We start from the raw sequence: 904 nt of genomic DNA, 5'->3' as shown, positions 1-904 counted from the left end.
TCACTGACTATTTCCGATATTCAGGCGTTGAAAAATCAAAAAACTGGAAAAATAATTTTAAATATCATCAAAATTAACACCTGGCGCAGATAGTTGATTAATTTCATTTTGATATTTCGCCTGGCGATTTTGAAGTCTTTTTTCAACGTTATCTTCGAGATCCTTAAAGTCTTTGTGTTTATTTTCAGGATGGTCAACGTCAACTTTGTTAGCGAATAAATTAGAAATTATTTCTTTTACATTGTCGCGTCTAAATTTTGCATCGTCCACTTGAAAATTATATCTTATTGCTCGACCTAAACGTTTAAAAACTTCGTTAGGTTCTCTCAGTCTTTCCCCGTTGAGCTCGTTTACAACCTGATGATCGGAACCTGTTGCAAATGATTCTGCCATGATAGCTTTACTGCTTTCAAACCACGCTGAAGCATTCCTGGCTTTTTCACTACAATATTGGGTGAGACTATCACCATTAATACGAATTCCTCTTTGAATGTGGTAGTCGTCCTGATCGTAGTAACCGAGAGATAAGTAATCATTTCCGTTTTTATTTTTAATTACAATAGCGAGAGAGTCGCCTTTTTTATCTTTACCGTACCAGGTAAATAAGTCCGTTGGTTCGCTATTCCCGCTCTCATCAAATTCCGTTACCGTATGTCTGAGTTTGTGTGATATCTTATCGAAGATAAAACCAGGATCTCCATCATATATTTCTTTTAATGCGCTGAAGATCATTTCCTTGTTATTGATATCATGAGTCTTCTCAACTATGTTGTCATTAATGATAGTACGGACGAGTTCTTTGTCTTTATAGTTCGCAGGTAATTCTATTGGTTCTTGGTTGTCGATACCAATAGTAATATGGTCTGTATCATTGGAGCCAATATCAATATAAGTAACTGAGGAA

The 904-nt window shown here is 35.6% G+C and carries 1 protein-coding gene; it reads right to left on the bottom strand.

Annotated features, from left to right (window positions below; genetic code table 11):
- Nucleotides 1-57: 57 nt before the first annotated feature.
- The coding region (locus E0D98_RS24875) for a hypothetical protein (RefSeq protein ID WP_240723774.1) at nt 58-904 on the bottom strand (847 nt) is incomplete at its 5' end.

It is taken from the genome of Escherichia sp. KCJ4928, from assembly GCF_004352695.1.
GTDB lineage: Bacteria > Pseudomonadota > Gammaproteobacteria > Enterobacterales > Enterobacteriaceae > ECMA0423.
The sequence above is the reverse complement of the archived record's forward strand: the minus strand, read 5'-3'. Positions and strand labels throughout refer to the sequence as shown.